The following is a 25,718-nucleotide window of genomic DNA, read 5'->3' on the forward strand; positions in this document are numbered from 1 at the left end:
TGTATCTCATGAAATTATTAACTGGAAATAGTAATAAACCTCTAAGCAAAAATATTGCAAAATATTTAAAAACTAAACTTGTAAATTCTAGTATTAAAAAATTTTCTGATGGAGAGATTTATATAGAAATTAATGAAAATATTAGAGGTAATAGTATATTTATAATTCAATCGATATCTTCACCTGCAAATGATAATTTGATGGAATTGCTTCTATGTATTGATGCTTTAAAAAGATCTTCAGCTAAAAATATTACAGCTGTTATTCCTTATTTTGGTTATGCTAGACAAGATCGAAAGGTGGTGCCAAGAACTTCTATATCAGCTAAACTTGTATCTAATCTAATCACTAAAGCTGGTGCTGACCGTGTAGTTACTGTTGACTTGCATGCAGGTCAGATTCAAGGTTTTTTCGATATTCCTGTAGATAATTTATTTGCTACTCCTATTTTTGCAAGACATGTGAAAAAAAATATTAAAAGTAAAAATATTATTTGTGTTGCACCAGATGTAGGAGGAACCGAAAGGGCAAGAGCTCTTGGTAAAATTTTAGGTGTTGAGCTTGCAATTGTTGATAAAAGAAGACCTAAACCAGGTAAATCAAAAGTTATGAATGTTATAGGAAATGTTAAGAACAAAACCTGCATTATAGTTGATGATATAATTGATTCTGGGGGAACCATAGTTAATGCTGCTAAAGCATTAAAAGATAGAGGGGCAAAAGAAGTCTATGTTTATATTACACACGGTGTCCTAAGTGGTGAGGCAATAGATAAAATTAAAAAATCTGTTATAAAAAAATTGGTGATAACAGACACAATTGACAACCAAGATAAAATTAAGAATACTAAAAATATAGAAGTTTTACCAATTTCGACCCTTATGGGAGAGGCGATTAAAAGAATTTCTAATTCGACATCCGTATCAGATTTATTTAAATAATTATCTTGAGTTATTATGTAACTTGAGCTAAAAGCCTCCTTTTTATGAATTCACTTGAAGCAAATACTAGAAATACCAAATCCAAAGGAGATGTTAGGTCTCTTAGATTGGCTGGCAATATTCCAGGCATTGTTTATGGTGGATCAGAACAAAATCAAAAAGTTACAGTTTTAAAAAAAACACTCAAGTCATTACTTGAAAAAGAAAATTTTTTATCTAACATTATAGCTCTTAGCTTGGATGGTAAGCCTCAAAATGTATTACCAAGAGAGGTCACATATAATGTAATATCAGATGAACCAACACATATAGATTTTCTAAGAGTTGTACCAGGTGTAAAAATTAGAATTGAGGTACCTGTACAATTTATTAATCACGAAACATCACCGGGTTTAAAAAGAGGTGGGGTACTAAACATAGTTAGAAGAAAAATTGAATTAAAGTGTGTAAGTGAAAAAATTCCAGAGGCAATTATAATTGATCTTGATGGAATTGATATTGGAGAAAGTTTTAAGATATCTTCAGTTAAATTAGAAGAGGGTGTCACCCCAACAATTATTGGACGTGATTTTGTAATTGCGACATTGGCAGCACCTACAGTTGTTAAAGAGCCTGAAAAACCAGCTGAAGCAGAAGGAACAGATGAGGCAGCAGCAGATGGAAAAGATTCAGCCCCATCAACTGATGGAGATAAAAAAGAAGGCGAAGAAAAAAAAGCTACTCCTGAAGAAAAAAAATAATAAATTTATTATAGTGAAAATTCCTAGATACGAACTTAAAAAATTATGCTTTTATTTGTAGGTTTAGGAAACCCAACACCCAACAGTGAAAATAATAGACACAATATAGGTTTTAAGTTGATTGATGCTCTTAACAAGAAATTTGGTCTTTCTAAACAGAAACCTAAATTTAAAGGGTTATTAACTACTGGGAATATTGAAGGTGAAAAAGTCTATGCAATAAAACCTCTAACTTTTATGAACAATTCTGGAATTTGTATAAGAGAGTTAATTGAATATTTTAAAATAGATGCTGAAGATGTTGTCGTATTTCATGATGATCTTGATATTGAGTTTGGAAAAGTAAAAGCAAAATTTGCAGGATCTAGTGCAGGGCATAATGGAATTGAATCTATAGATAAATTTATAGGTAAAGACTATTCAAGAGTAAGAATTGGAATTGGAAGACCGAAAACTAAAGCTGATGTTTCAGACCATGTATTAAAAGATTTTGATGAGGATGAAATGTTACAATTAGAAAAAATTACAAATAATATTATTAATTCAATGTCTATATTAATTGATAAAAAATTAGATTTATTTGCAAGCACAATAAATAATAAATAATGAGTTTTAAGTGTGGAATTGTAGGGTTACCTAATGTTGGTAAATCAACTTTATTTAATGCACTCACAAATTCTAGCAAGGCACAAGCTGCAAACTTTCCTTTTTGTACAATAGAACCAAATGTTGGTGTGGTTCCAGTTCCTGATAAAAGACTAGACAAGCTAGTTGAAATATCAAAATCTAAAAAAAAAATTAATACTACCATTGAATTTGTAGATATAGCTGGGCTTGTAGAGGGTGCCTCTAAAGGTGAAGGTTTAGGAAATAAATTCTTATCCCACATAAGGGAAGTGGATGCAGTAATACACATGATCAGATGTTTTGACTCTGATGATATTCAAAATGTGAATCTAACTGTTGATCCAATCAGAGATTTGGAAATTATTGAAACAGAAATGATGTTGGCAGACCTTGAATCAATACAAAAAAGACTGGAAAAAAATAATAAAAAAAATGTTGATGAGGAACAATTAAAAATATTAGAAATTGCTTCTGACTGCATAAATAATTCTAAAGATATACAAATACTTTATGATCAATTTGAAAAAAAATTAGTAAACCAAAGTGGTTTACTATCTTTAAAACGTAAAATTTTTGTATGTAATGTTGACGAAGCAAGTGTACAAAATGGAAATAAATACACACAAGCTTTTATTGATAAATTTGGTGAAAAAAACACTTTAATAGTTTCAGCTGATATTGAAAATCAAATAAATCAATTAGAAAATGAAGAAAAAGAAAATTATATGGAGATGATTGGCCTAAAAAGAACTGGATTAAACATGTTAATTCAAAAAGGCTACAATATTTTAGAACTAGACACTTATTTTACATCAGGACCTGAAGAAACTAGGGCCTGGACTATCCAAAAAAATTGTACCGCGCCAAAAGCAGCTGGAGAAATCCACACTGATTTTGAAAAAGGCTTTATAAGAGCAGAAACAATTGCCTATGAAGATTTCATTGCTAATAATGGCTGGGTAAATTCTAAAACTAATGGAAAGATGAGGCTTGAAGGAAAAGATTATATTGTAAAAGATGGTGATATATTAAACTTCAGATTCAATACGTGACCAAATTTTCTTCATACTGAAATAAACTAAAATAGTTAAAATAATCAAATACAAAATAGCTTTAAAGCCCATTTTATGTCTTGCTTCTAAATGTGGTTCTGCAGCCCACATTAAAAATGTTGTAACATCTTTTGCCATTTGCTCTTCTGTAGCTTTTGTGCCATCACTGTATTCTACCGCATCATCCATTAAAGGTTGTGACATTTTAATTTTATTACCATACATGTATTTATTATAATAAACCCCATCATCGAGAGTTATACCGCTAGGTGGGTCTTCATAACCTAAAAGTACTGAGTAAATATAATCAACCCCGCCACTTCTAGCTTTTGCTAGTACTGACATATCTGGTGGATAAGCTCCTCCATTCGCAGCTTGAGCTGCTTTAACATTCTCAAAAGGCATAACAAACTTGTCAGATAGCTTTGCTGGCCTTACAAACATTTCACCTTCACTATTGGGCCCATCAGTAACTTCAAAACTAGTTGCTATAGCTTTTGCTTGCTCTTCACTAAACTCTGGTCCTCCAGGCTCAGAAAGGTTTCTGTAACTTACATATTTCATTGAATGACACCCAGCACAAACTTCTGAATAAACCTGATAACCTCTTTGCAATGCTCCTCTATCAAATTTTCCAAATAAACCCTTAAAACTCCAATCTGTTTTTAAAAGATCAGCTTTTTCTGCTGCATTAACAGAAAGAGTTCCTGCTAATAAAAAAATAATTGAATAGCTTATTTTGAAAATATTTTTCACTTAATTAATTTAAACTTTCTTTTTTTTAACAGCTGATGCCATCGGCATACCTCCCAGTACTGGTTCTGTAATGCTCAATGGCAAAGGTATGGTTCTTTCTTTAAATCCTAAAACTGGTAAGATTATTAAAAAATGAATGAAGTAATAAGCTGTGGCAACCCTAGCAATTAATAAGTAAAGCCCTTCAGCTGGCATTGCACCTACATAACCAAGAACTAATACATCAGCCAATAATATCCAATAAAATTGTTTGTAAAGAGGTCTAAATACTGCTGACCTAATTTTTGAAGTATCTAACCAAGGCAATGCAGCTAAGATTAAAATTGCTGATAGCATTGCAACCACCCCCATTAATTTATCTGGAACTGATCTTAAGATCGCATAAAAAGGTAACAAATACCATTCAGGAACAATATGAGCTGGTGTCACCATTGGATTTGCTTCTATATAATTATCTGCATGTCCTAAAATATTCGGTGAATAAAATACAAAAAATGCAAAAACAATCATAAACATTAATAGTGCAAAACCATCTTTAATCACGATGTATGGATGGAATGGCACTGTATCTTTGGAAGGTTTTTTAACATCAATTCCTACTGGGTTATTATTTCCAGGAACGTGTAAGGCCCAAATATGAAGAACCACTAACCCTACTATTAAAAATGGAATTAAGTAATGAAGAGTAAAGAATCTAGTTAAAGTTGGGTTATCTACAGAATAACCACCCCATAACCAATTTACTATTCCCTCTCCCACTAAAGGTATGGCGCTAAAAAGATTTGTAATAACGGTTGCTCCCCAAAAACTCATCTGACCCCATGGAAGCACATAACCCATGAAAGCAGCTGCCATCATCAAAAGGTAAATAATTATTCCAATAATCCAAATTATTTCTCTTGGTGATTTATAAGATCCATAAAATAAAGATCTAAAAATATGAATGTACACTGCAAGGAAAAACATCGAGGCACCATTTGAATGGATATACCTTATAAGCCATCCATAATTTACATCTCTCATAATATGCTCAACACTTTCGAAAGCTAAGTCAGCATGTGCGATATAATGCATTGCCAAAGTTAAGCCCGTTACTATTTGTGTAATTAAACAAAAGGTTAATATTCCACCAAATGTCCACCAGTAATTTAAATTTTTTGGCGTCGGATAATCTGTTAGGTGACTAGCAAGTGACAAAAGAGGTAATCTGTCATTAAACCATTTTCCAAATTTTGATTTAGGAATGTATTCTTGATCACTCATAACTATTCATTATCCAATTTTAATTGTGTTGTTATTAACGAATTCATATTTAGGAACCTCCATATTTAATGGTGCTGGGCCTTTTCTTATTCTTCCTGATGTATCATAATGCGATCCGTGGCAAGGACAAAACCAACCGTTATACTCACCCTTGTCATTTAATGGCACACATCCTAAATGTGTACAAACACCAACCATTACCAACCACTCAGGATCTTTTGCTCTATCTTCATCTTTTTGAGGGTCCTTTAAATCTTCCATCTTAACAGCTCTTGCCTCTGCTATCTCTTCAGGTGTTCTTCTTTTGATAAAAACTGGTTTTCCTCTCCAGAGGACAGTAATTGTTTTTCCAAGTTGAACTGCACTAATATCTACTTCTGTGCTAGCCAATGCTTTAACTGAAGCATCTGGATTCATTTGGTCAATTAAAGGCCAAACAACTGCCCCTACTCCAACAGCTCCAACAGCATATGAGGCTGTAAATAAAAATTCTCTTCTTTCAGGTTTTTTTTCAGACATCTTTTATTTTTTGTATATTGTTATCTAATATATGATTTCATATAAGAAAAAAGTTTTTTTTCCACTGAAACAATGACACAGAAACTATGACTTTGAGACCTAAAATAGCCCTGTATGAGCCTGATATTCCTCAAAATACAGCTGCCATTATTAGAACTTGTGCATGTCTAGGTGCTGGTTTAGAAATTATTGAACCATGTGGATTCTTATTTAACGATAAAAGATTTAAAAGAGTTGTTATGGATTATATGGATGAAAAGCTAATTAAATTTTATCAAAGCTCAGAAGAATTTTTTAAGTCAAAAAAAGGTCAAAGAGTAATATTATTAACAACAAAATCAGCCAAACCTTATACTACATTCAAATTCGAAATTAATGATACATTGTTATTTGGAAGAGAAAGTGCTGGTGTACCTGATCAAGTTCATAATTCAATTAAGTATAGATTAAAAATACCTATGATGAACAATAAAAGATCTTTAAATATAGCCTCTTCTGTTGCTATAATTCTTTCAGAAAATTTAAGACAAACTAACTTTAATAAATAATGGATAAAGAAATTAAAAAAAAACTTGCTTCTAATTGGTTTAAGTTGCTGCAGAACACAATTTGTAACGATATTGAAAAACTGGAAGATAAAAAATTAAAATTTAAATCTGAGACTTGGAGTAGAAATGAAATTAAAGATGAAGGTGGTGGAGAGTTTAGAATTTTAAAAGATGGTAAAATTTTTGAAAAAGTTGGTGTAAACTTTTCGGAAGTCCATGGAAAGTTTTCAAAAAAAATGAGTAAAAAAATTCCAGGCGCATCTAAAAATCCAAATTTTTGGGCATCAGGAATTTCTATTGTAATGCATATGAGAAATCCTCATATTCCAGCAATTCACTTTAACACAAGGTTTATTTATACAACGCATGGATGGTTTGGTGGTGGTATGGATGTAACACCTTGTATTCAAGACCTTAAAGAAAAAAGCTTCCTTCATAGTGAATTAAAAAAAATGTGTGATCGACATGATAAAAAATTCTATAAAAAATATAAAGAATGGTGTGACGAATATTTTTATTTACCACATAGAAAAGAAACAAGAGGAATTGGTGGTATTTTTTTTGATTACAAAAAAAATGATTGGGAAAAAGACTTTAAATTTATATCTGATTTAGGAGTTACTTTTCAAATGTTATTTAATTCAATAATAAAAGCAAAGTACAAAAAAAAATGGAATGTAAAACAAAAGGAGATACAATATATTAAAAGAGGTAGATATGCTGAGTTTAACTTACTATACGATAGGGGGACAAAATTTGGTTTACAAACAGGTGGTAATGTTGAAGGAATATTAATGTCTTTGCCTCCAATAGCAAAATGGAATTAAAATGGATAAAGAGCCAATAACAACTGCAGGACTTGAAGTTTTAAAAGAAGAACTAATTTTTTTAAAAGAAAAAAAACGCCCACAAATAGTAGCTGCTATTTCTGAAGCAAGATCACATGGTGATTTAAAAGAAAATGCAGAATATCATGCTGCAAAAGAAGAACAATCACATAATGAAGGAAGAATAGTTCAGATTAATGATAATATCGCAAGAGCAAATGTAATTGATGTTACAAAAATAAATAACGATGGAAAAGTCATATTTGGCTCAACAGTGCATTTAGAAAATCTAGATACTGGAGAAGAAATTACCTATAAAATAGTTGGAAGAGATGAGGCTGACCTTCAAAAAAAACTGATATTTTTTCAATCACCAATAGGTAGAGGATTAATAGGAAAAAATAAAAATGATTTAGTTGAAATTAAAACTCCAGCAGGTGTAAAAAACTTTGAAATTAAAGATGTAAAGTACGTTTAATTACTTACTATTTTTTGAATTTCTTTATCTGAAATTTTGAAGTCATTACTAATCCAGACTTCTTCTATTAATTTTAGTCTCTGTCCCAGCTCCCTTCCCTCAGGAACTTGATATTTTTCCATCAAGGTACTAGCTTTAATCGGCATGACAGGCATTTCTTTTTTCTTAAAAATTTCAATTAATTTAATTAACTTATTGTCTACTTTTTTGGATTTAAAAACCTTAAAATAAAGAACATCTATTAATGCCTCTCTACTATTAAAATAAAAAACTTTATTCAAATTTTTTTCTGAAAAAGTTTTGCTAGTATTTTTTTCTAAATAAAACTTATTCAAAAATATAAGTCTTTTTTGATCTTTTTTAGATAAATTGAATTTATAAATAAAATAATCTACATTATCAGTTCCATCAATAATCATTAAAGATAATAAAAAAATAAAATCTACTTCAAGAAAATTTTTTTTTGCAAAACTATTCATTTTGTTAAATAGAGAAATGTTTTTAATTTGTGGAAAAATAAGATTTATAATCTCTAAACAATCCTTATCCTTGGTTAACTTTAGAAAACCGTCTGATTTTAATAATTTTTGAAATTCGTCTAATAATCTTTCAGAAGAAATTGCTGAAACACCAATTAGATTTTTTTTTATTATGTTAATAATTTTAGGTTTATGCTTATCTTTGGAATAATTGAGAAAAAATCTAATATATCTTAATACTCTAAGATAATCTTCCTTAATCCTTACCTCTACATCTCCAATAAATTCTACTTTTCCATTTTCTAGATCTTTTTTACCATCAAAGGGATCAAATAGACTTCCCTCAATATCTGCATAAATAGAATTTATAGTAAAATCTCGTCTAGAGGCATCTTCCTTCCAATTATCTGAAAACTCAACTTTTGCATGCCTTCCGTCAGTATCAACATCTTTTCGTAACGATGTTATTTCAAACTTAATGCTGTTTATTAATGCTGTAATTGTTCCGTGCTCTATTCCACTTTCATAATATTTAATATTTTTTTTACTAAGCGCATCACAAACATCTTTTGGTTTTAAATTTACAGCTAAGTCTATATCGTCAACTTTTTCTTTATTAATAATTTTTCTAACACACCCACCAACATATCTAATTTCACTATTTTTAGAAAAAGAATGAATGGCACTGAATATTTGATTTACTTCAGTATTGTTTTTAATATCCTTAAATCCTAAATTTATATAATTAAGATTTTTGGATCTGAAAAAAATTTTATCTAATAAGTTATTCATATATGGCTGGCCCACAAGGATTCGAACCTCGGATCTCTGTACCAAAAACAGATGTGATACCACTTCACCATGGGCCAATATTAATTTCATATATCACAAAAAAAAAAAATTATATAGTTTTTGATGCAATACACCAATGACTACTGAATTTCCTTTTAAATTGACTATATGCATTACCACACGACCTCTTAGAATCAAAATAGGCCACGATTGACGAGCCAGATCCCGACATTCTAACAAACATATTGTTGTGTGTGTTTGATAAGAATAATTTAATTTTTTTAAGTTTTGAGTATTTTTTAAAGGCTATTTTTTCGAGATCATTATTCAAAGTTTTAAGGTATTTTACTTCAAACATTTTTGTCTTTGGAAAACTAAATTGAGGCTTAGAAAACGATTTAACTTTTGAATAAATATTTTTAGTTGAACAACCAAAATTAGGTTTGACAACTAACGTGTGAAATTTAGTATTATTATTATATCTTTTTATATCTCCATTTTCTGACAAAATTGTATTGGTCGGCTTTATTCCTAAAATAACATCAGAACCTAACTGACTTGTTAACTTTTTTAATTCATTTTTTTTTATTTTTAATAATTTTTGATTAATAAAAAAATTAATCAAACTTGCGACATTCATCGAACCACCACCCATTCCTGCTTCTTGAGGTATATTTTTGATAATCTTAATATCAAATTTTTGTCGGTTAAGTAAATTATTTTTATCTAATAATTTCATTAAATTATAGACAGTATTTATTTTACTAATATTTTTAGAGAATTTACCTTTAAAAATTATTTTATGATTTTTTTTTTTATCTTCTTTAAATAAATTAAATCATGCAAATCTATAAAAGAAATTATGCTTTCAATTTTATGTAACATTTTTTTTTTTCCCGTTACATGTAATGCTAAATTAATCTTAGCATAGGATTTAATCATAAAGCTATTCATAAATTAAGAATTGGTTAAACCGTTAATTAATTTATTCTTAATGTTTTTTTTCATTATATCTTCTGACTCTTCTAAATTTAAAACATTTTGCCAAAAATACCTTGCTTGGATTTTTCTATCCAGCATCCAAAGAATATCTCCATAATGATCATTCACAACTGGGTCTTCTGGCATTAATTCAACAGCTCGCTTTAGAAAATTTTCAGCTTTCACATAATCATCAATTAGATAATAAGCCCATCCAATTGAATCGATTATATAGGGATCATTGCTTTGAGCAGTGTAAGCTTTTTCAAGCATTTCAAGTGAGAGATCAATTTTATATTCTCTTTCTAACCATGAATAGGCTAAATAATTTAACACATATGCGTCGTCTGGATTAACTTCTAGTGATTTCAATAAGTCCTCATCTGATCTAGCATAATTACCCAATCTTTCATAACTGCCTCCTCTTCTATATAAAATTTCTGCATATAACATGGAGCTATTATCAACTCTTGAAATAATTTGATCATAATATTTTATAGCCTCTTTATATTTTTTTGCATTTTTATTAAAATTTGCAATATCAAAAACCATTTTTATAGAAGGGTTTTTAATTTTTTTATAATTTAAATTGATAAAATCTAAAGATTTATCTTTATCTTTTTTTTTAGAAATTATTTGAGCCTTTTTCTTAATTTTAAACCAATAATAAAACTCATCTTTTTTTTTAAAAGATTCTAAAATCTTTAAAGTTTTTTTATAATCTTTATTAAAATAATAGTTTTCGGCTAATAAAGATAAATTAAATTTAAATTTTGAGTTTAGATCATGGGATATATTTAGATAAAAATTGGATTTTTCATAATTATTTTGTGACGAGTAAAGATTAGATACTAAGAAAAAAAATTCACTAATTACGTCTGTGGGGTTTTTGCATGAAAATATTTTTTTAAATTCTTCAAATTTTTGATCTTCGATCCATTTTTTTCCTTGAGAAATGAGTAAAGATGAATTTAAGTAATCTATATTATCAGTAATATTTTTTACCTCTTCATATTCATCATTCGTAATTAAATAATTTATGTGAAAAAATATGTATCTTGTGTAGTCTACACCACTTTGTGAATTAACTAAATTTTCAAAATAAGTTTTGGTATTTTTATCGTCCAAATAACATCTTTGAAAAACCTCGTTGATAAAAGAAAAATTACCAAATTTATTTTCTATTTTTGAAATTTTATTTTCCTTAAATACGTATAGGTATTTTTTTAATGTTTCTGCAATTATTAAAGAAAGCTTATCATTATTGATAAACTCATAAGAACTTTGCAAATGCTCTTTACTTTTTTTATAATCTTTTCTCTTAAGGTTATCTAGGGCTAATAATAAATGCGCTTCAAAAAAATCAGAATTATTTTTAGTTAAGTTTTGTTTAATTTCATTGGTGGCTTGTAGCACATTACCTTCAAGCACAAGGGCGTTCACATAATTTTTAAGGTAGGAATTGTGTTTTTTAATTAAATGCTTTGAAGATTTAAAAAATTTTAACGCTTTTGAATTGTCATTATTATCATAAGCAACTATACCTGAAAAATAATTGGATAAATGATGTGAATTAAAATCGTTTAAACTGTTACTTTTTGAGTATAATGGGCCTTGGTAAAACAGTAAAATTAAAATAAATTTAAATAATTTTATTATCATAAGGTCATTCTATGTCTAAAAAAGTAATAAATCAAAATACGAATTATGTCTCAGAACTTCTAAGCTCCATTGATTCTAATTTTACTTTTGATGAAAATCCTATCAATAGATTAATGAATGATAATAACAATCTCAAAAAGGATAACTATTTAAATAAAATTGATAAAGAAAAAGAGCTTAGCGAATTAAAGTTACAAATTAACTCAATTAATGATTGTAATTTAAAAGATAATTCAAAAAAAATAGTTTTAGGAGATGGAAATATAAATAGCTCTATAATGTTAGTTGGTGAGGCTCCCGGAGCTGAAGAAGACTATATTGGAGAGACATTCTTAGGTGAGGTTGGTGATCTATTAAAAAAGATGTTAAATGCAATAAATATTAAAAAAGAAAATATTTATAGCACTTATGCTGTAAATTTTAGACCTCCAGAAGATAGAAAACCCACCCCTATAGAAATTAAAAGATATTCTCAATTTTTGCAAAAACAAATTTCAATCATTCAACCCAAAATAATAATTCTTATGGGTAGTACTGCAATGGAGTCATTAACAGGTTTAAATAGTAAAATATCTATGGAGAGAGGAAAGTGGAAAGAGGTTATTGTCAAAAATACTAGTTATAATGTTATCATTACTTTTAATCCCTCTTATCTTTTAAGGGTTCCAGAAAATAAAAAACATTCATGGGAAGACTTAAAAATGATTAAACAAAAAATTGTTGATTTAAAATTAAACATCTAATGAAAATTTTAGCTGGTGTTGATGAGGTTGGCAGAGGTAGTTTAATTGGCCCAGTCTATGCGGCAGCTGTAATATTAAATAAATCTATAAATATAGAATTGTTAAAAGACTCAAAAAGTTTAACTAAAGGTAAAAGAGAAGAGCTTGATCAATATATTAAAGAAAATTCTATATGGGCAATAGGTCAAGCATCAACTAAAGAAATTGAAAAAATAAATATTTTACGTGCAAGCTTACTTGCAATGAAAAGAGCTATACTCAAATTAAATAAAAAGCCTTCTCTAATTTTAATTGATGGTAATAAATTACCTGATCTTAAAAATTATAAATTAGAATATGTAATTAAGGGAGACCAGAAAATCCCTAGTATTTCTGCAGCATCAATTATTGCAAAAGTTAGTAGAGATAAATTTATAAAAAAACTTTCAAAGCAATTTAATGGTTATGGATGGGACACAAATTCAGGTTATGGAACTAAAGAACACTTAAAAGCAATTAAAAAACTTGGTATTACCAAGTATCATCGAAAAACTTTTTCCCCTATTTCTGATCTTTTATAAATTTCACATGTGACAACACAATATCTAGTTACCTAAAAAAATTTAAACACAAATGGAATCCATATAATTCAATCTGGAGTTGACCGTAGAATCTATTTGGAGTCTAATTGTTTTATATAAAATGGAAAACAATTTTAATAATAAGATTATTAATGGTGACAGCCTTGAAGAATTGAAAAAAATTCCAAATGAAACCTTTGATCTAGTTTTTGCTGACCCTCCATACAATCTACAATTAAAAAATTCACTTACAAGACCAGACAGAACTAAAGTTAGTGCTGTAAATGATAAGTGGGATCAGTTTGAAAGCTTTAAAAAATATGATGAATTTACAATTGCTTGGCTTTCAGAATGTAAAAGAATTTTAAAAAAAGATGGGGCTATTTGGGTTATAGGAAGTTATCATAATATTTTCAGAGTAGGAACGGCGATACAGAACTTAGGTTTTTGGATTTTAAATGATGTTATTTGGAACAAGAATAACCCTATGCCTAATTTTAGAGGAACAAGATTCACTAATGCTCATGAAACTTTAATTTGGGCGTCTAAAAGTGAAAAATCAAAATATACTTTTAACTATCAATCATTAAAATGTTTAAATGACGACCTTCAAATGAGGTCCGATTGGAATTTACCTATTTGTAATGGAGCAGAAAGACTTAAGAAAAATGGAAAAAAAGTTCATTCTACACAAAAACCTGAATCTTTGCTTCATAGAGTTATATTGGCATCTTCAAACAAAAACAATCTGATTTTAGATCCATTTTTAGGATCTGGTACAACTGCCACTGTCGCTAAGAAATTAGGTAGAAAATATTATGGTATAGAGAAAGAAAAAAATTATTTTAAAGCTGCTGAAGAAAGGTTAAAAAATACAAAGCCCATAGAAGATGATTTCTTAGACACTCTTAAAAATAATAGATCTAAACCTAGAATACCTTTTGGATCATTAGTTGAACTTGGAATAATAAAACCTGGAACAAGTATATTTGATAATAAGAAAAAAGTTGTAGCAAAAATTATGGCTGATGGAAGTATCAAGCATAATCAAGCAGAAGGATCAATTCATAAAGTTGCAGCAACAATACTTGGAACAGAAAGCTGTAATGGATGGACTTATTGGCATTGTAATATAAATGGAGTTTCAGTTCCAATTGATAATTTAAGACAAAGATTGATTTCTAATAATTAATTTTTATAAATTTTACCTAAATAACTATTAATAAATCTATTATTTTTAACTAAATATCTAAGTAATAAATTTCTTACAAATATTATTAATGGATTCGAAAGATGAAATGCGAAATAATTTAATCTTGATTTTCTGTCAATCATTTTTGTTCTTTTAATTCTTTCTTTATTGAATTGATCATCTATATTTTCAAAATTTTGATATAGCTCATGAGCAACTTCTATTGATTGGGATGCTCCTTGTGCAAAAGTTGGTGGAAAGGAAAAAAAAGCGTCTCCAATGATATAAATATTTTTATTTTTAGGCTGAAATATTTCTGTACTTGTAAATATAGGAAAGCACTTAATATCTATTAAATTTTCAATGATATTGTTATCTACTTGTTTTGATATTTCCAATAAAGCAGATGAAATGAACTCTTTACTATCAAATAAACTGTAATCAGCTAATTCCTCATTATTTAGGTCTTTCCTAAGAATAGTAACAAAGTTAAAATAACCATTATGGTTAACTGGGTAAACTACCGAATGCAAATTAGACCCTAAAAATAAAGATATATTGTTATGATCAATATTTTGAAGATATTTTCGATCAATATTTCCTCTTACAGCAATTGAGTTAAAATACTTTGGTTTGATTTCTTTGTCAGTAATTAATGATCTAGTTTTTGAAAATGCCCCATCTGATATAATTAAATAATCACATTCTATAGATGACTTATCCTCAAAAATTACTTTAGTAGTTTTTGATACACTTTGAATATCAATAACTTTTTTATTAAAATTTATTAAATTACTTGGAAGTTTATTTGTTAAAAAATCTATTAATATAAATCTTTGTAAAGTTGTATATTTAACCTCAGACTCATTAAAAGCCGATATATCTAAATCGCATATTTTATTTTTATCCTTTAAAGAATAAAAATTTACTTTATTTGGAAAAAACTTTTCCTTAAAATTAATATTTTGAAAGCCAATTTTATTTAATAATTTAATACTATTAACAGAAAGTTGAATACCATAACCTTTTTCTAGATTTACAGAGTTATTTTTTTCATAAACAATAATCTCATAATTAGAGTTTAGTCTCAATAAGCTCGCAATATATAAACCTGAAATTCCCCCACCTATTATTGCAACTTTTTTCATAGATTATGTTTAACAGATGCAAATATTTTTTTTGTAAATGTTGGTATCATATAATTTTCTAATTTTGTTTTTTCAATCCACATGCCATTTTTAGGTTTATTTTTAATATTTGAAAAATCTATTGATATATTCATATTCATATTTGACATTTTTACATTCAGTTTTTTGCTAGATTTTAGTAGAGAGTCTGATTGAGTTATCTCTTTCATTGGAAAAATAAGTAAGTTTTTTAAAAATTTAAATTTATCATTCTTGATTAATAGTAGCCGATCATCGTTTCTATATAAAGTCGCCAGATAAAATTTATCTATAATTTTATTATCTTTTTTCTTAATTTCAAAATCATTTTTTTTGTAAGATAAGCAGTTTTTAATTATTGGACACCTACTGCAATGTGGGTTTTTTGGCTTGCATAATAGCGCTCCCATTTCCATTAAAGCTTGAGCATAATCACTTGATCTTGATGTTTTACCAAAAATTTTTTTTTGTTTATGAAGATTTTCTTTTTTCATTTCTTCTTCTGTTTTTAAATTTAAGATGCGCTTTAAGACTCTCTCTATATTTCCATCTAATGGAATTATTTGTTGATTAAATACAATAGCTGATATTGCACTTGCAGTATAATCTCCAACTCCAGGAAGTTTTTTTAATTCTTCATAATTATCTGGAAGTCTGCCATTATAATCATCAACAATCATTTTTGCACTTTTTTTTAAATTTTTTGCTCTTGAATAATAACCAAGACCTTGCCATTTTTTCAGGAGTTTGACCTCACTCACTTTTGCAAGAGATTGAACGTTGGGAATATCTTTTAAAAAATTATTAAAATATGGAATGACAGTTTTAACTTGAGTTTGTTGAAGCATAAATTCGCTTACAAGAGTAAGGTACTCTTTTTTCCTAGTGGAGCACCTGATCCTCCAAGGAAGAGATCTTTTATTATTATCGTACCAATAAAGAATTTTTTTTGCTATCATGCTTTAAACTAATATGTCTTTTAAAAATAATATTAAGCAGAGAAACAGAAGCTTTCAAGGATTAAGATCTTTTAAAGATACTTTACCAACAAACATAAAAAAAATAATTAAAAAGAAAGGGCACATATTCTCTGAAACGTTAAATAATTGGAAATACATAGTTGGTAGTGAAATTTTTCAAATATGTTATCCAAAATCGTTTAAAAATTCTAATAAGTTTGGTGTTAGTACTCTAAATGTGATGGTCAAAAGAGGCAATGAAGTAGACTTGGAGTATTCAAAAAAAAAAATAATGGATAAAATGAATAGTTTCTTCGGCTATACTGTTGTTGAAAAATTAAAATTTATAAGTTTTGATGATGCTCAAACTAAATTTAAAAAGATAGATAAAAATGAGAATGATGTGACAAATAGTAAATATACAGATAAGATTAATAATATTAAAAATGATAAAGTGAAAGAATCATTATTAGAATTAACTAAATTATTTAAACAAAGATGAAAAAAATATTTTCAATATTATTTATTATGTTTGTTGGCTTTACCACCAACCTAATCGCAGAAGACACTCAATCTATCAAAAGAATTTCTGTAGGTGAAAAGAATGCTAAAATCACAATAATTGCCTATGAGTCATTAACGTGTGGTCACTGTGCAGACTTTCACAAGAATGTTTATCCAGGTCTTAAAAAGGATTTTATTGAAAAAGGTTTGGTGAAAATTGAATTTAGACACTTTCCTCTAGATATTGCAGCATTTAATGCCTCTAAAATTGGACAATGTAGAAATGATGGCAATGCAGATATAATAAATATTTTATATTCAGGTCAAAAAAAATGGGCAAGAGGAAAAACACCTGAGGAAGCTAAGATATATTTAAAAAAATTTTTAGTAGATGAAAGTGTAAAAGTAGATTTTGAAAAATGCTTAAATGATAAAAAAATTGAGGACTTCGTGTTAAATGATCGAATCGAAGGAGTAAAAAAATTTAAAGTTAATGCTACTCCTACGATTATAATTAATGATAAAAAGTTTGAAAAGACACTAAATTATAAAAATATAAAAAAATACCTGGAAAAACTGATATAAGTTAGTCCATGGAGTTTAAAAAAATCCAACTTAATGGATTTAAATCTTTTGCTGATAAAGCTAACTTTCTTATTGAAGATGGGTTAACTGGAATAGTTGGTCCTAATGGTTGTGGAAAATCTAACATTGTAGAATCTTTAAGATGGGCAATGGGAGAAACCTCAGCAAAAAGTATGCGGGGCTCTGGAATGGAAGATGTTATTTTTAATGGAACATCAAACAAAGCTTCAAAAAATATAGCAGAAGTTTCAATTAGTTTGGACAATACAAATCATGAAGGACCATTGCAGTATAAGGAAATTGACCAAATTGAAGTTAGAAGAAAAATTGAAAAAGATAAAGGCTCTAAATTTTATATAAACAACAAAGAAGTTCGAGCTAGAGATGCTCAAATGTTTTTTGCAGATTTATCTACCGGTGCCCACTCTCCTTCGATGATAAGTCAAGGACGTATTGGAGCTTTAGTAACTGCAAAACCTACAGATAGACGTGCAATTTTAGAAGAGGCAGCTAATATTTCAGGCTTACATGTTAGGAGGCATGAAGCTGAACTTAGATTGAATGCTGCAGAAACTAATCTAAAAAGAGCTGACGAATTAAGAAGACAGCAAGAGAAACAGTTAGCTAATCTTCAAAAGCAAGCTGAAGAAGCAACAAAGTATAAATTTATTTCAGAAGAAATTAAAAAAATTGAAGCAGGTTTATATTATTTGAGATTATTAGACATTGATAACGAAATTAGAATAGAGAATGAAATTAACAACGAGGCTGAAGGAGAGGTAAATAATTTTAATCAACAAATAACTGAATTTGAAAGTTCTATTAAACTTGAAACAGATAAGGTTTCTCCACTAAGAGAAAAAAATATTGAAAATCTCTCAAGAATCCAAAGACTAAACTTAGAATTGCAGAATTTGGATGAAGAAAATATTAGAACTCAAGACGAGATAGAAAATATAAAAAAATCTCTTAAAACTATCGATGAAGATATTGATAGAGAAAAAGGTATTGTAATTGATGCAAACTCAAATGAAAAAAGATTAAAAGAAGAAAAAAGTGAATTAATAGAAATAGACTCTAAATATTTTGAAACTGAAAAATTATCAAACGAAGATCTTGAAAAAGCAAAAAATGAACTTAATGAAGAGCAAAAAGCTGTTGATGGAATTATTGAAATATTTGCTAATGGCAACATAAATATCAGTATAGATCCGATTAAAGAAGTTATTAACACAATAGAAAAAATCAAAGAATTAATAAATAACAATGAAGCCAACCAGGCTCTCACGTTGCTAGACAGGACTAAAATGGAATTAAATAACTTCTTAAATAATTTAGCAAACGATGAAAGTAAAAATAAACTTAATGATATCAATGAAAAAAATAACAATATAAAATTACTACAAGAAAAATATACTGATAGCTTTAGTAAGAATCAGTCTATTAAAAAAGAATCTATAAAAAGGAATGAAAGAATTAAAGCAATTGAAACTGAAGTTAAAAGTTGGAAAAACTTACTTTCGAACTCTCAAAAAATGGTGGCTGAATTAACTGAAAGAAAAAACAAATTATCATTGCAGCTAAATGAACGCGATCAACAGCCTAAAGTTCAAGCAGAAAAAAAGGGCCAAACTACTGAAGGATTAAGAATTTCACAAAATGAAAAAATTGAAAATGAAAAGATAATTGAAGAGACTGATAAAAAAATTAATTCGTTAAGACTTGAATTAAATGATGTTCAAGAAAGATCCATTCAAATAAGAGAAAGAAAAGCAAGTTCAAGTGCAACTGTTGAAGGACTTAAAAAACGTAAAGATGACTTGCTGGAAAGAGTTAGTTCTGAACTTAACCTTGAAGAAAAGGATATTCTTGAACATTCTAATTTAAATGGTGTTGAAGAGCTACCAGATTCCATTACTCAAGAAGAGGCATTAGATGAAAAAAAAAGAGAAAGAGAGAAGCTTGGCTCTGTTAATTTAAGAGCAGATGAAGAAACAAGTAAATATGAGATTGAAATTAAAAAAATGGAACAAGATAGAGAAGACCTTGTATCTGCAATCATTAAATTAAAAGAAAGTATCAATGAGTTAAATCAAAAAGGAAGAGAAAGACTTTTAGAGGCGTTTGAAAAAGTTAATAGAAAATTTAATGAAGTTTACACAAAATTATTCAATGGGGGAAATGCAAAACTAGAACTAGTAGATTCTGATGACCCACTGGAAGCTGGCTTAGAAATGCTGGTAAGCCCTCCAGGTAAAAGACTCCAGTCCATAACTTTATTATCTGGTGGCGAACAAGCCTTAACTGCTTTATCACTTATTTTTGCTGTATTTCTTACTAATCCATCTCCAATCTGTGTACTAGATGAAGTTGACGCTCCACTAGATGATGCAAACGTAACAAGATTCTGTGGACTTCTAGAAGACTTAACAAAAATAACTAATACTAAATTTATTATTGTGACTCACCACGCTTTGACGATGTCTAAAATGAACAGACTTTACGGAGTAACTATGCCTGAAAAAGGTATTAGTCAGCTAGTAGCAGTTGATCTACAAAAAGCTGAGAGTATGGTTGCTTAATAAATAGATGCCTAAAGAATCGCTAAAAACTCGCCTTGAGATTGCAAAATCAAAAATTGCTAAGAGAAACCTCTATAAAGATAAAGAACCACCATCATCTATTGGGACTGCCCTTAAATTAAGTACAGAATTAGTATCTGCAGTAGCAGTTGGGACAATTATAGGGTTTATTTTAGACACGACCTTTGGTACTAAGCCCTGGTTAATATTAATATTTTTTTTTGTAGGTGTGATTGCTGGAATTATAAATGTATTCAGATCTGCAAAAAATATGCAAAAATAAACTAAAAAAATTATGGCTACAAACCCAATGCACCAATTCGAAGTTTATAGAATTGGACCAGAAATAAAATTAGGTGCGATAGATATTTCATTTACAAATGCAAGCTTGTTTATGGTTATTAGCTCTTTAGCAATAATATTAATTTTTAATCTTGGATCAAAAAAAAATTCATTATTACCTGGTAAAGTTCAACTTCTAGCAGAATTAAGCTATAGCTTTGTTTCAAAAATGATTAGTGATACAGCTGGATCTAAAGCAAAACCATATTTCGCATTTATCTTTTCTTTATTTATGTTTGTATTATTTTGTAATATGTTTGGAATGATTCCGTATGCATTTACAGTAACCAGTCATATCATTGTCACTTTTATTTTAGCTTCGTTCATTTTTGTTGGAGTAACAATAATTGGTTTTATGAAACATGGTTTAGGTTATTTAAAATTATTTGTACCAAGTGGAGTGCCAGCAATTCTTCTGCCTCTAATAGTTATTATAGAAATTATTTCTTATTTAAGTAGACCTGTAAGTCTTTCTGTTCGTTTATTTGCTAACATGATGGCTGGTCATACTATGATGAAAGTTTTCGGTGGCTTTGTAATAAGCCTCGGAATAATTGGTGGATGGCTTCCACTGAGTTTTTCGGTTGCACTAACTGGTTTGGAAATACTAGTTGCTTTTCTTCAAGCATATGTTTTTGCAATCTTAACCTGCATCTATTTAAACGATGCATTAAATTTACACCATTAACTAACACAAGGAGGATATAATGGAATTAGAAGCAGCAAAAATGATCGGAGCAGGACTAGCAGCAATAGCTCTAGCCGGTGCCGGCGTTGGAATTGGAATTATTTTTGGTAATTACCTTTCTGGTGCAATGAGAAACCCATCTGCAGCACAAAAACAATTTCCTAATCTTTTATTAGGATTTGCTTTAGCAGAGGCTACTGGTCTATTTGGATTAGTTGTTGCGTTAATTATTTTATTTGCATTTTAAATATAATGATTAAAAAAATATTTTTTCAGTCGATATTTTTAAGCTTCCTATTTTTAATGGAAGCTTTTGCAGCTGAAAGTGGAGGTATGCCTCAATTAAATCCTGAGTTTTGGATTTCTCAGATTTTTTGGTTAACCATAACTTTTGGAATTTTATATGTTGTTCTTTCTAAACTTATACTTCCAAAAATTAGTGCAAACCTTGAAACTAGAAAATCACAAATCGTAGATAATATTGAGGCAGCAGAAAAACAAAGAGAACAGAGTGAGCGAAATATAGCAGAGTATGAAAAAATAGTTCAAAATAGTAAAGTTGAGGCTAAAAACTATTTTAGACAAGCTAGGGAAAAACTACTGAAAGATATTAATTTAAAAAAAGATGCTTTAGATAAAGAATTAAATTTAGAAATTCAAAAAACTGAATCTGAAATACAAGAGCTTAAGAATAAGGCTCCTGAAAAGATTAATAAGATAGCTGCAGAAACATCTGCAGATTTACTACATCAGTTGATAGGTGAAGAAGTTAATAATAGCAGTATCTCAGCAATTGTTGATGACCTATCAAGAAAGAAGATGGATAAATATTATGGCAATTGATGCAACTTTTTGGGTAGCAATATCTTTTATAATTTTTATTGGAGGATTGATTTATTTAAAAATACCTCAAAAAATTAATGAAGTTTTAAATAAGCTTATTTTAGATATTAAAAATGAAATTGATGAGAGTGAAAAATTAAGATTAGAAGCAAAAATTTTATTAGATAATGCACAAATTAAACTAGATACAGCCCAAGCAGATAGCAGTGAAATTCTAGAACAGGCAAAAAAGGATTGTGATCACTTAGTTATAGAAATGAATGATAAATTTCACAAATCCTCTGAAATTAAAAAGAACTTAATAGAAAATAAGATTACACAAATGAAAGATGCGTCACTTAAAGAGATAAAAGATGTGTCAATAAGGATCGCTGTTGAGTCTGTTAAAAAAATTATTAACACATCTGTTGATAAGTCAAAACTTGACAATTTGTTTAATAAAAATCTTGAAGAAACAAAAATTGCACTAAAAAAAATAAACTCATAATTCTCTTACAATTTTTTAAAAAAACTATAAATTAAACAAATGAAATCTATAGTCATTGGTTCTGGTTTTGGTGGGATAGCTGCAGCTCTTAGATTAAAAGCTAAAAATCATAGTGTTACATTAATTGAAAAACATCCAGATCTTGGAGGTAGAGCTAGAGTATTCAAAAAGAATGGTTTCACATTTGATGCTGGACCTACTGTAATTACAGCACCTTATTTAATTGATGAACTATTTGAGCTTTTTAATAAAAAAGCAGAAGATTATATAAAACTTACACCTCTTAATATTTGGTACCAATTCATTTTTGAAGATGGAAATAAGTTTGACTATTCTGGCAATGAAGAGAAAATGAAAAAACAAATTAAAGAGATTAATGCAGACGATGTTAAAGGATATGAGGAGCTAGTAAAATTTACTAAAAAAATATTTGATAAAGGGTTTACAGAACTTGCAGATGTACCTTTTGACAAACCTTTAGTGATGATGAAACAACTTCCTGCTCTCTTAAAGCTAAAGAGTTATAAATCAGTCTATTCATTGGTTTCTAGTTATATCAAAAATGAAAAATTAAGACGAATGTTGAGTATGCATCCACTCTTGGTTGGTGGAAACCCCTTCACAACAACGTCTATCTACGGGTTGATACTATATCTAGAAAAAAAATGGGGCATACATTATTCAATGGGTGGAACTGGAAATATAATTAAAGGTCTAGAAAAACTAATGATAGAAGAGGGAATTGAAATTATTAAAAATCAAGAAGTCAAAAAAATTATTTCAAAAAAAAATAAAATTGAAGGAGTGGAACTAAATAATCAAAAAGAGATAAATGCTAATAATGTTATATGCAATGCAGACCCACCTGCTGTATACGAAAAGCTTCTTAATCAAACTAGGACTAATTCTTTATTTGAGTGGAAACAAAAAAGAATGGAATACTCGATGGGACTTTTTGTTTACTACTTTGGTACAAAAAAAAAATATCCAAATGTAGAACATCATACAATTAAGTTTGGTGATAAATATAAAGAGCACCTGAATGATATATTTGATAAAAAAAAATTAAATAATGACATAAGTTATTACCTACATAGGCCTTCTGCTACTGATAAAACTATGGCACCAGAGGGAAATGATTGTTTCTACGTACTAGTTCCAGTTCCAAATAATCAGTCTAAGATAGATTGGAAAATTGAAGGTGATAAAATGAAAGATCTAGTAATAGATAAAATGGAGAAAGCGTTATTGCCTAATCTAAGAGAAAATATTGTTGAAGACTTTTATTTAACTCCTGATTATTTTGAGAAGGAATTGAATACCAAATTTGGATCTGGGTTTTCAATACAACCAAAATTTACACAGTCTGCTTATTTTAGATTTCATAACAAATCTGAGGTTTGTGATGGATTATATTTTGTTGGTGCTGGAACACACCCTGGTGCAGGTGTACCTGGTGTGCTATCCTCAGCAAAAGTTTTAGATAAGATTATATAATGTCTAATAAAAACTACCTGTCTATTTATGCAAAGTCCTTTAATTGGGCTGGTTTCTTTTTACCAAAAATAACTTACCAAAAGTGTTCTGCTCTGTATGATTTTTGTAGAACTGTAGATAATATTGCAGATGATGATGGCGAATTAGATATTAAAAAAAAAAATTTATTAGTTTTTAAAAATAATTTTATTAATAAGAACTATAATAATACAATAATTAAAAATATGTGGAATCTTATGGATCATCATTTGATCTCAATAAAAATTGTTGAAGACTTATTTGATGGTGTTCAGTCAGATTTAAATAAAAAAGTTCAATTTAATAATAAAAAAGATTTGTTAATTTATTCTTACAGAGTTGCTGGAACAGTAGGCTTAATGATGGCAAAAATTTTAAATGTTAAAGATCAAAATTCAATGAAAGCAGCCATAGATTTGGGTATCGCAATGCAACTAACAAATATATCTAGAGATGTTGTGGAGGACTCAAATATTAATAGATTTTATATTAAGAGTGATTTTGAGACAATAAGTAACACTTTAGCGTTGGCTGATTTATTCTATAAAAGTTCTTTTATAGCAATAAAGAAAATACCTTTTAAATTTAGATTTGCAATCCTTGTTGCAAGAAGAGTTTATAAAAAAATAGGTGATAAAATTTTAAGAACTAAAAATATAGAAAATTACAATAAGGCAGGTAAGATTTATATAAATAACTTTACAAAAATTTATCAAACAATACTTTCTATATTTGACCTAATAGCACTCTTGTTAACAAAACAAAAAAGTGGGTATATGAATAATGAGCACTTTTTGATTAGTGAAGAAATAAATTTAAATGAAAGAATTTGACTATATAATTATTGGTGGTGGTTGTGCTGGGCTATCTTTGGCATACGAATTAGAAACTCATAATAAGCTCAAAGATAAAACGCTAGCAATTATTGAGCCTAGATTAGAATACAAGAGAGATAAAACCTGGTCTTTCTGGAAAACAACTAATCATAATTTTGAAGATTGTGTAAAAAAAAGTTGGGATAATTTTTCTATAAATATAACGAACAAAACTAAATTTTTAAAATGTAATAAACTACCTTATCAATCAATTGATAGTGGATTATTCTATAAAAAAATAAACTCTATACTAAAGCAAAATCATAATATCAAATTTTATAAAAATATTAATGAGGTAAACTTAAATAACTCCTTAATTTTTAATAGTGTTCCATCAACAGATTCTAACGAAAATAAAGTTTGGCAACACTTTAAGGGTATTGAGATCGAAACAACTAGAGATGTGTTTGATGAAAAGATCATGAATTTAATGGACTTTGATTGCCCACAACATGACAGCGTTCATTTCTTTTACACATTGCCTTATAGCAAAAATAAGGCTTTAGTTGAAACTACCTGGCTATCTAAAATGAATAATGATCTAGAAATGGATTATGATGAACAATTAAAAGATTACATTGAAAATCATTTAAATATTAAAAATTACAAAATTAATTATAAAGAAAATGGTGCTGTACCACTATTTTATTCATCAAATATTAATGAAAAAAATAAAATAAATATAGGTACTGCAGGACATATGACTAGATTAAGTACTGGGTATACTTTTTTGAATATCCAGGACCACAGCAGATATTTAAGGGAAAATATCGATAATATTGATAAAATTAGAAGATATGAAATTAAAAAAAAATACCAATTTCTAGATAAAATATTTTTAAGAGTTTTAAGCAATCATGCTAAACAAATGCCAAATATATTTTTCAAAATGTTTGATAACTCTCCTGAAACTGTAATTAAATTTCTATCTAATAAGAGTAATATTTTTCAAGATTTATTAATAATTCTTAAAATGCCTAAATGGTTATTTATTAAAGCCCTTTTGAAATAA

The 25,718-nt window shown here is 28.4% G+C and carries 30 protein-coding genes and 1 tRNA gene; 21 read left to right on the forward strand and 10 right to left on the reverse strand.

From position 1 onward, the window contains the following. Window positions 1–8 precede the first annotated feature (8 nt). Genes AC5YGA_RS05365 through ychF form a run of 4 tightly spaced genes read left to right on the forward strand, consistent with a single transcriptional unit; the run spans window position 9 to window position 3,360 of the window. Window positions 9–941 carry a ribose-phosphate pyrophosphokinase gene (locus tag AC5YGA_RS05365; RefSeq protein WP_415308097.1) on the forward strand — a complete coding sequence of 311 codons (933 nt, stop codon included), beginning with the start codon at window positions 9–11 and terminating at the stop codon, window positions 939–941. A gap of 44 nt (window positions 942–985) precedes the next feature. Beyond that, entirely contained in the window at window positions 986–1,681 is a 696-nt protein-coding gene (locus AC5YGA_RS05370) for a 50S ribosomal protein L25/general stress protein Ctc (RefSeq protein WP_415308098.1), read from the forward strand. A 45-nt stretch (window positions 1,682–1,726) separates the two neighbouring features. Beyond that, on the forward strand, window positions 1,727–2,287 hold the full coding sequence (gene pth, locus AC5YGA_RS05375; protein WP_415308099.1) for an aminoacyl-tRNA hydrolase: 561 nt from the start codon (window positions 1,727–1,729) through the stop codon (window positions 2,285–2,287). Beyond that, entirely contained in the window at window positions 2,287–3,360 is a 1,074-nt protein-coding gene (gene ychF / locus AC5YGA_RS05380) for a redox-regulated ATPase YchF (protein ID WP_415308100.1), read from the forward strand. Before pth ends, ychF begins: the two co-directional genes overlap by 1 nt. On the opposite strand, the gene AC5YGA_RS05385 is transcribed toward ychF, so the two are convergent. The 3 genes from AC5YGA_RS05385 to petA are packed head-to-tail and all read right to left on the reverse strand — an operon-like array spanning window position 3,337 to window position 5,898. Beyond that, window positions 3,337–4,116 carry a cytochrome c1 gene (locus AC5YGA_RS05385; RefSeq protein WP_415308101.1) on the reverse strand — a complete coding sequence of 260 codons (780 nt, stop codon included), beginning with the start codon at window positions 4,114–4,116 and terminating at the stop codon, window positions 3,337–3,339. The genes ychF and AC5YGA_RS05385 overlap by 24 nt on opposite strands. Window positions 4,117–4,125: 9 nt before the next feature. After that, on the reverse strand, window positions 4,126–5,379 hold the full coding sequence (locus AC5YGA_RS05390) for a cytochrome b (RefSeq protein WP_415308102.1): 1,254 nt from the start codon (window positions 5,377–5,379) through the stop codon (window positions 4,126–4,128). Window positions 5,380–5,388: 9 nt separating this feature from the next. Beyond that, window positions 5,389–5,898 (reverse strand): ubiquinol-cytochrome c reductase iron-sulfur subunit, encoded by a 510-nt coding sequence (gene petA / locus AC5YGA_RS05395; RefSeq protein WP_415308103.1) that lies wholly within the window; start codon window positions 5,896–5,898, stop codon window positions 5,389–5,391. An 86-nt stretch (window positions 5,899–5,984) separates the two neighbouring features. Here petA and AC5YGA_RS05400 point away from each other — a divergent pair, with 86 nt between their 5' ends. The 3 genes from AC5YGA_RS05400 to greA are packed head-to-tail and all read left to right on the forward strand — an operon-like array spanning window position 5,985 to window position 7,751. Then, complete coding sequence (locus AC5YGA_RS05400; protein WP_415308104.1) at window positions 5,985–6,446, forward strand: tRNA (cytidine(34)-2'-O)-methyltransferase; 462 nt, start codon at window positions 5,985–5,987, stop codon at window positions 6,444–6,446. Beyond that, window positions 6,446–7,273: an oxygen-dependent coproporphyrinogen oxidase gene (gene hemF / locus AC5YGA_RS05405; protein WP_415308105.1), complete on the forward strand. Its 828-nt coding sequence runs from the start codon at window positions 6,446–6,448 to the stop codon at window positions 7,271–7,273. Before AC5YGA_RS05400 ends, hemF begins: the two co-directional genes overlap by 1 nt. Window position 7,274: 1 nt before the next feature. Then, a complete protein-coding gene (greA, locus tag AC5YGA_RS05410) occupies window positions 7,275–7,751 on the forward strand; it encodes a transcription elongation factor GreA (RefSeq protein ID WP_415308106.1) in 477 nt (158 codons plus the stop codon). Here greA and AC5YGA_RS05415 read toward each other — a convergent pair. The 5 genes from AC5YGA_RS05415 to AC5YGA_RS05435 all read right to left on the reverse strand — a co-directional run bounded on the left by AC5YGA_RS05415 (window position 7,748) and on the right by AC5YGA_RS05435 (window position 11,665). Beyond that, window positions 7,748–9,022 (reverse strand): tRNA nucleotidyltransferase/poly(A) polymerase family protein, encoded by a 1,275-nt coding sequence (locus AC5YGA_RS05415; protein ID WP_415308107.1) that lies wholly within the window; start codon window positions 9,020–9,022, stop codon window positions 7,748–7,750. The genes greA and AC5YGA_RS05415 overlap by 4 nt on opposite strands. Window positions 9,023–9,025: 3 nt before the next feature. Then, window positions 9,026–9,099: transfer RNA gene (locus AC5YGA_RS05420), tRNA-Gln, on the reverse strand. Window positions 9,100–9,131: 32 nt separating this feature from the next. Next, window positions 9,132–9,761: a GHMP family kinase ATP-binding protein gene (locus AC5YGA_RS05425; protein WP_415308108.1), complete on the reverse strand. Its 630-nt coding sequence runs from the start codon at window positions 9,759–9,761 to the stop codon at window positions 9,132–9,134. 56 nt (window positions 9,762–9,817) lie between these two features. Then, window positions 9,818–9,964: a hypothetical protein gene (locus AC5YGA_RS05430; RefSeq protein ID WP_496169987.1), complete on the reverse strand. Its 147-nt coding sequence runs from the start codon at window positions 9,962–9,964 to the stop codon at window positions 9,818–9,820. A 15-nt stretch (window positions 9,965–9,979) separates the two neighbouring features. Further along, window positions 9,980–11,665 carry a tetratricopeptide repeat protein gene (locus AC5YGA_RS05435; protein ID WP_415308110.1) on the reverse strand — a complete coding sequence of 562 codons (1,686 nt, stop codon included), beginning with the start codon at window positions 11,663–11,665 and terminating at the stop codon, window positions 9,980–9,982. A gap of 11 nt (window positions 11,666–11,676) precedes the next feature. Here AC5YGA_RS05435 and AC5YGA_RS05440 point away from each other — a divergent pair, with 11 nt between their 5' ends. The 3 genes from AC5YGA_RS05440 (at window position 11,677) to AC5YGA_RS05450 (ending at window position 14,160) form a co-directional block, all read left to right on the forward strand. Then, window positions 11,677–12,408: a uracil-DNA glycosylase gene (locus AC5YGA_RS05440; protein WP_415308111.1), complete on the forward strand. Its 732-nt coding sequence runs from the start codon at window positions 11,677–11,679 to the stop codon at window positions 12,406–12,408. Next, window positions 12,408–12,968: a ribonuclease HII gene (rnhB, locus tag AC5YGA_RS05445; RefSeq protein ID WP_415308112.1), complete on the forward strand. Its 561-nt coding sequence runs from the start codon at window positions 12,408–12,410 to the stop codon at window positions 12,966–12,968. Before AC5YGA_RS05440 ends, rnhB begins: the two co-directional genes overlap by 1 nt. A gap of 121 nt (window positions 12,969–13,089) precedes the next feature. Further along, the gene (locus AC5YGA_RS05450) at window positions 13,090–14,160 is read left to right on the forward strand and encodes a site-specific DNA-methyltransferase (protein WP_415308113.1); all 1,071 of its coding nucleotides are present in this window, start codon (window positions 13,090–13,092) and stop codon (window positions 14,158–14,160) included. Here AC5YGA_RS05450 and AC5YGA_RS05455 read toward each other — a convergent pair. Both AC5YGA_RS05455 and AC5YGA_RS05460 read right to left on the reverse strand, forming a co-directional pair. Beyond that, on the reverse strand, window positions 14,157–15,308 hold the full coding sequence (locus tag AC5YGA_RS05455) for an FAD-dependent monooxygenase (protein ID WP_415308114.1): 1,152 nt from the start codon (window positions 15,306–15,308) through the stop codon (window positions 14,157–14,159). The genes AC5YGA_RS05450 and AC5YGA_RS05455 overlap by 4 nt on opposite strands. Next, window positions 15,305–16,285 (reverse strand): A/G-specific adenine glycosylase, encoded by a 981-nt coding sequence (locus AC5YGA_RS05460; protein WP_415308115.1) that lies wholly within the window; start codon window positions 16,283–16,285, stop codon window positions 15,305–15,307. The genes AC5YGA_RS05455 and AC5YGA_RS05460 overlap by 4 nt, the downstream gene beginning before the upstream one ends. 13 nt (window positions 16,286–16,298) lie before the next feature. On the opposite strand from AC5YGA_RS05460, the gene AC5YGA_RS05465 reads away from it, so the two are divergent. The 11 genes from AC5YGA_RS05465 to AC5YGA_RS05515 are packed head-to-tail and all read left to right on the forward strand — an operon-like array spanning window position 16,299 to window position 25,718. Beyond that, window positions 16,299–16,787 (forward strand): DciA family protein, encoded by a 489-nt coding sequence (locus tag AC5YGA_RS05465; RefSeq protein WP_415308116.1) that lies wholly within the window; start codon window positions 16,299–16,301, stop codon window positions 16,785–16,787. Continuing rightward, the gene (locus AC5YGA_RS05470; RefSeq protein ID WP_415308117.1) at window positions 16,784–17,374 is read left to right on the forward strand and encodes a thioredoxin domain-containing protein; all 591 of its coding nucleotides are present in this window, start codon (window positions 16,784–16,786) and stop codon (window positions 17,372–17,374) included. The genes AC5YGA_RS05465 and AC5YGA_RS05470 overlap by 4 nt, the downstream gene beginning before the upstream one ends. A gap of 8 nt (window positions 17,375–17,382) precedes the next feature. Further along, on the forward strand, window positions 17,383–19,956 hold the full coding sequence (locus tag AC5YGA_RS05475; RefSeq protein ID WP_415308118.1) for a chromosome segregation SMC family protein: 2,574 nt from the start codon (window positions 17,383–17,385) through the stop codon (window positions 19,954–19,956). Between the two features lie 7 nt (window positions 19,957–19,963). Next, a complete protein-coding gene (locus tag AC5YGA_RS05480) occupies window positions 19,964–20,239 on the forward strand; it encodes an AtpZ/AtpI family protein (protein ID WP_415308119.1) in 276 nt (91 codons plus the stop codon). A gap of 12 nt (window positions 20,240–20,251) precedes the next feature. After that, window positions 20,252–20,986: a F0F1 ATP synthase subunit A gene (locus AC5YGA_RS05485; RefSeq protein WP_415308120.1), complete on the forward strand. Its 735-nt coding sequence runs from the start codon at window positions 20,252–20,254 to the stop codon at window positions 20,984–20,986. Between the two features lie 19 nt (window positions 20,987–21,005). Continuing rightward, the gene (locus AC5YGA_RS05490; protein ID WP_006997791.1) at window positions 21,006–21,233 is read left to right on the forward strand and encodes a F0F1 ATP synthase subunit C; all 228 of its coding nucleotides are present in this window, start codon (window positions 21,006–21,008) and stop codon (window positions 21,231–21,233) included. Between the two features lie 5 nt (window positions 21,234–21,238). Next, complete coding sequence (locus tag AC5YGA_RS05495) at window positions 21,239–21,829, forward strand: F0F1 ATP synthase subunit B family protein (RefSeq protein ID WP_415308121.1); 591 nt, start codon at window positions 21,239–21,241, stop codon at window positions 21,827–21,829. Continuing rightward, a complete protein-coding gene (locus AC5YGA_RS05500) occupies window positions 21,786–22,316 on the forward strand; it encodes a F0F1 ATP synthase subunit B family protein (RefSeq protein ID WP_496169988.1) in 531 nt (176 codons plus the stop codon). The genes AC5YGA_RS05495 and AC5YGA_RS05500 overlap by 44 nt, the downstream gene beginning before the upstream one ends. A 39-nt stretch (window positions 22,317–22,355) precedes the next feature. Continuing rightward, complete coding sequence (gene crtI, locus AC5YGA_RS05505; RefSeq protein WP_415308123.1) at window positions 22,356–23,813, forward strand: phytoene desaturase family protein; 1,458 nt, start codon at window positions 22,356–22,358, stop codon at window positions 23,811–23,813. Then, window positions 23,813–24,664: a squalene/phytoene synthase family protein gene (locus AC5YGA_RS05510; RefSeq protein WP_415308124.1), complete on the forward strand. Its 852-nt coding sequence runs from the start codon at window positions 23,813–23,815 to the stop codon at window positions 24,662–24,664. Before crtI ends, AC5YGA_RS05510 begins: the two co-directional genes overlap by 1 nt. Continuing rightward, window positions 24,651–25,718 carry a lycopene cyclase family protein gene (locus AC5YGA_RS05515; protein ID WP_415308125.1) on the forward strand — a complete coding sequence of 356 codons (1,068 nt, stop codon included), beginning with the start codon at window positions 24,651–24,653 and terminating at the stop codon, window positions 25,716–25,718. Before AC5YGA_RS05510 ends, AC5YGA_RS05515 begins: the two co-directional genes overlap by 14 nt.

It is taken from the genome of Candidatus Pelagibacter sp. uisw_091 (assembly GCF_059512525.1).